The sequence below is a fragment of the Sphingobacteriales bacterium genome, from assembly GCA_012517435.1.
In the GTDB taxonomy this organism is placed as follows: Bacteria; Bacteroidota; Bacteroidia; order CAILMK01; family JAAYUY01; genus JAAYUY01.
Genome location: JAAYUY010000004.1, coordinates 1 through 4,580, shown reverse-complemented (window position 1 = coordinate 4,580; position 4,580 = coordinate 1). Strand labels below are relative to the sequence as shown.

At 40.0% G+C, this 4,580-nt stretch carries 5 protein-coding genes; 4 read left to right on the top strand and 1 reads right to left on the bottom strand.

The features are described 5' to 3' along the window. Positions 1-79 precede the first annotated feature (79 nt). Together GX437_00265 and GX437_00260 are read left to right on the top strand one after the other, a co-directional pair. Complete coding sequence (locus GX437_00265; GenBank protein NLJ06080.1) at positions 80-865, top strand: TdeIII family type II restriction endonuclease; 786 nt, start codon at positions 80-82, stop codon at positions 863-865. 50 nt (positions 866-915) lie between these two features. Beyond that, positions 916-1,539, top strand: coding sequence for an aminodeoxychorismate/anthranilate synthase component II (locus GX437_00260; GenBank protein NLJ06079.1), 624 nt, complete (start codon positions 916-918; stop codon positions 1,537-1,539). Here GX437_00260 and GX437_00255 read toward each other — a convergent pair. Continuing rightward, positions 1,528-2,145: a hypothetical protein gene (locus GX437_00255; GenBank protein ID NLJ06078.1), complete on the bottom strand. Its 618-nt coding sequence runs from the start codon at positions 2,143-2,145 to the stop codon at positions 1,528-1,530. The genes GX437_00260 and GX437_00255 overlap by 12 nt on opposite strands. Before the next feature lie 174 nt (positions 2,146-2,319). On the opposite strand from GX437_00255, the gene GX437_00250 reads away from it, so the two are divergent. Together GX437_00250 and GX437_00245 are read left to right on the top strand one after the other, a co-directional pair. Continuing rightward, a complete protein-coding gene (locus tag GX437_00250) occupies positions 2,320-3,624 on the top strand; it encodes a cyclic nucleotide-binding domain-containing protein (protein NLJ06077.1) in 1,305 nt (434 codons plus the stop codon). A 101-nt stretch (positions 3,625-3,725) separates the two neighbouring features. Continuing rightward, positions 3,726-4,580: excinuclease ABC subunit A (locus tag GX437_00245; GenBank protein NLJ06076.1), on the top strand; the 855-nt coding region annotated here is incomplete at its 3' end.

Sequence of the window (4,580 nt, the reverse complement as noted above, 5' to 3'; positions counted from 1 at the left end):
TAAAAGACCTGTACTGAACAGAACGGAAAAAGACAAAGGAGCCTATGCTGAAGTGATTTTTCATCTAAAAAGGAAATAAATGGGATTATCAAAAAAACAATCTGAGCGTATCAGTAGCATTTTAATTCAAAGTTTAAGGAATAAATTAAGCAATTATAAACCTGAACCTGCTTCAATGCCATTTCATACAAGGCTTTTAGGGAAAGATAGAATGGCATTATTTTCATTTATTCATTCATTAAACAAAAATTTTGTTACCAGTATATTTGAACCTGTTGCCCTGGAGCTTGCTTCCGGTAAATTTAAAGTAGTTAAATCTCATTGTAACGCAGGAAAGTTAATGAGTGAAAAAGCCCAATATGTCATTCAGGGGATTATGGATGATTTGGTTGCCGCTTATGTGAATCCTGATAAAGATGAAGAAGTTAAAAAAATCAGAAATGTTTGTCAGGTACCTGAATTAAGGAATGTTAAGCCAACTCAGGTAGATATATGGCTTGAATCCGATGACGGAGAACTTTTTCTTTTCGATCTCAAAACGGCAAAACCAAACAAAGGTGCTTTTAAAGAATTTAAAAGAACCTTGCTGGAATGGACAGCTTGTATTCTTGCAGAAAATCCTCATGCAAAAGTGAATACCCTGATTGCTATTCCTTATAATCCCTACGAACCTAAACCTTATTCCAGATGGACTTTAGCTGGCATGTTAGATTTAAAAAAAGAGTTAAAAGTCGGAGCTGAATTCTGGGATTTTCTTGCAGGAGAAGGTACTTATTTCGACCTACTTGAAATTTTTGAACAGGTTGGAATTACTTTAAGACCTGAAATTGATGAATATTTCGGGAAATATCAATTAAATAGTTAACTTCCTGTTTATTAAATAGTTAGCTTTAAATAATCATCAGTATACGGATAATGCCTTCAAAGAAACCGAAACAGAACCAAATTCTTATTATCGACTTTTACGACTCATTTACCTACAATATCCGTCAATACCTGCTTTATGCAGGCTGCAGTCAAATAGAAATTGTCCGGTATCATGAGTTAAAATCTGTTGATATTCAACAATATAGCGGGATTATCCTATCCCCTGGCCCTGGGTTACCCGCAGATTATCCTGCTCTGAACGAGTTGCTCAGGGAGGTGGAGGGTAATATCCCTATGCTGGGTATTTGTCTGGGGCATCAGGCAATTGCAGCCTGTTACGGAGCTTCTTTAAGGCAATTTACCCGGCCTTTACACGGTAAAGCATCCAACATTTATGTATGCAAGCCAACATCTGCTCTTTTTAAAAATCTGCCGGAAGTTTTCAGGGCAGGACGCTATCATTCATGGTATGTTGCTCATACTGACCTGCCTGACTGTCTGGAAGTAACAGCCATACTAAAAGATGGCATTATCATGGGTATTCGTCACAAAAAACTGCCTGTGGAAGGTATTCAGTTTCATCCGGAATCCATCATTACCCGTCATGGCATTAAGGTTCTCGGAAACTGGCTGGAAATGATTGATTCTTACAGAGACAGGTCAGTCTTTTAAAACAAAAATTTCTTTCAGCGTTTTTTTATTCGACTGTGAAACAGGATGGAGTGGCTTCCCGATGGTCACAAAAGCAGCCAGATAGGAGGGACTCTTAATGTTTAAAATCTTTTCAAGCTCTTCTCGGGCAGTCAGTGGTGTACTCATCCAGCAGGCGCCATAGCCCATTTCAACAGCAGAAAGCAAAATATTTTGAATAGCTGCGCCACAACTCTGCAGGTCGGGATAGTTCTGCAGTTTGTTCAGCTCTTCCTGAGTAATGTTAAAACCCTTTTCAAGAATGGATTCCTGAGGAGTTAGGGATACCGCAATGACCACAGGAGCCTTTTCAAAGAAAGTGGCAAAAATCTGCATCTGTGATTTTATCAGATAGGCTCTTTTTGATTCTTTGACCGGTAATTCATCAATTTTTTTTGAGACAATATCCCTCATTTGCCTGAGCAACTGTCTGTTGGTAATAGCTGTGAATTTCCATGGCTGGTGATTGTTTTCTGAGGGAGCTAAACCGGCACGTCTGACCATTTCGCGAAGGTCTTCAACAGAAACCGGCTCATCGGTAAAATTTCTGACACTTGCCCTGAGTTCAATAGCTTCTTTTAGTTCCATGAAAATAGCTGATTTTTAAAAATTTCAGTCAATAATTTCAGCCGTAAAGATACTGAATTTTAAGCGAACTTACTCCTGATTGATGGTGATTTGAAGATGACAAATGCTTATAAAAAATTTTTTCATATTATTACACACGGAAAAAATCCTTTAAATTTCATTAAATTCTACATTATGTCAATAAGTCTTGCACTGACCGCAATGATGTTCGGGCTTATCAGCGCTGTTTCCATGCCCTTAGGTTCACTTACTTTAAAAGTATATGCTCCAAAGGACAAATTCGTGGCCTTTATGCTGGCTTTCGGAAGTGGTGCCCTTCTGGCTGCCCTTGCCCTCGAATTGGCTGGTGGTTCTTTGGAACATCATGTCTTCTATCAGTTTGCCGCTGGAGGTATTTCAGGAAGCATCCTGTTTATGACACTAAACTATCTGATCAATTCCAAAGGAGGATTTTTGCGAAAATCTTCGACTACATTGAATTATATGCGGGAAAAAAAGGCAAAGCAATATAAATACCTCTTTGAAAAACTCAGCAAGGTTGACCTTTTCCGTCAGTTGCCACCTGAGGAGGTTCATGATATTATTCCTTTTATTGTCCAGAAAAATTATCATAACGGAGACATCATTTTCCATAAGGGAGAGCCTGGCGACAGCCTGTATATCATTGATGAAGGCGAAGTAAGTATTTATGATCCTTCTTCCGATAAAGAAATTGCTGTATTAAGTGAAAATCATGTACTTGGAGAAATGTCGCTGGTTACAGGCGAACCGCGCTCGGCTACGGCTATTGCCAAAGGCGATGTAAGAGCTTGGGTTATTTTAAAAGAGCATTTCGATCATCATCTTTATTCAAATCCCAAAATTGCCACAGCAGTGAACGAACTGGTCAGCAGCCGTATTTCTGACCTGAAAGATAAAAAGCATATCGGAATGGATCAGGCCGAAAAATGGCTAAGTCAGGCTTCAAGAAACGTACATTCCATTGTTTTTGCCCCGACAGAAACTGAAATCAAACAGGAACATGAAGCTCACAGCGGTGCTGGTATTGCTATATGGCTGGGCAACCTGCTCGACTGCATTCCGGGCGGATTGATCATTGGAACCAGCATGGCCTCAGCCGACAGCATGCCAAGTCTTCCCCTCATTGCCGGGCTTTTTCTGGCCAACTATCCCGAAGCTCTCGGCAGTTCCTACGAAATGGTCAGGCAGGGAACAAAATTCTGGAACACGGTGTTGATGTGGGGCTCATTGATGCTGGTAACAGGTCTCGCTGCCTTTGGAGGCAATTATTTCCTTTCCGGAATAGCCGATGAAATGCACGGTTTGTTTGGTTTGCTCGAAGGTGTGGCTGCTGGCGCCATGCTCACCATGATTGCCGAAACCATGCTCCCTGAAGCTTATCATAAATATTCTTCCATTACCGGCTTTTCAACACTGATGGGATTTCTTGTTGCCATTTTGCTCAAAATGTATGAATAAAAATCCTCGTTTTTTACTTTAAGATTTATTTTTAATCCGTTTTGACCCTGCTTAACTTTGCAGGCTTTTAAAAACATTCAACAGATTTTATTTTTGAATTAATGCATAGTCATTCTCCTGAAAATAGTTTATCTCAAAAAGATTTCTCTCTGTTATCCCAGAAGGAATTTCTCATCATAAAAAATGCAAGGCAAAACAACCTGAAAAACATTGACTTAGCCATTCCTCACGGGAAGATTATTGTCATTACAGGCGTTTCCGGTTCAGGAAAATCTTCTCTTGCTTTTGAAACGCTTTACGAAGAGGGTAGAAGACGCTATGTGGAAAGCTTGTCGGCTTATGCCAGACAGTTTCTCGGGAAAATGAAAAAACCACTGGTTGATTATATCCGAGGATTGCCTCCTGCCATTGCTATTGAACAAAGAAAATCAACAAATACAAGCCGTTCAACTGTCGGAACGGCTACCGAAATACATCATTACCTGAAACTGTTGTTTGCCCGTTTCGGAAAAATTTATTCCCCCGTTTCGGGACAGGAAGTTCACAGGCATTCCATTGACGAAATGACTGACTATGTTTTATCTCATGATGATGGGGTTAAAGTCAGGATTTTATCTGCTTTTACAGTTCAGAAGGACAGGAATCTGCAGGATGAACTAAACCTGCTTCTCCAGAAAGGATTTACCCGACTTTATTGTTCAGATGAAGAAAAGGAAATAGAGGATATCCTGAAAGAAACAGGCCAGAAAGGGCAGAAGTTGGAGGCTGAAATTCTTTCACAGAAAGTATTTGTCGTCATCGACAGAATGATTGTGAGGAAGAATGATAACGAGTTCAGAACCCGGGTGGCTGATTCAATACAGACGGCAACAAATGAAGGAAATGGCAGGTGCTGGATACAGGTAAACGGTGATGAAATAAAAATGTTTTCAAACCTGCTCGAACTCGATGGAATC

What these genes read in the sequence shown, in the direction of transcription:
- GX437_00265 (NLJ06080.1), top strand. Translation starts at nt 80, where the DNA reads ATGGGATTATCAAAAAAACAATCTGAGCGTATCAGTAGCATTTTAATT.
- GX437_00260 (NLJ06079.1), top strand. Translation starts at nt 916, where the DNA reads ATGCCTTCAAAGAAACCGAAACAGAACCAAATTCTTATTATCGACTTT.
- GX437_00255 (NLJ06078.1), bottom strand. Translation starts at nt 2,145, where the DNA reads ATGGAACTAAAAGAAGCTATTGAACTCAGGGCAAGTGTCAGAAATTTT.
- GX437_00250 (NLJ06077.1), top strand. Translation starts at nt 2,320, where the DNA reads ATGTCAATAAGTCTTGCACTGACCGCAATGATGTTCGGGCTTATCAGC.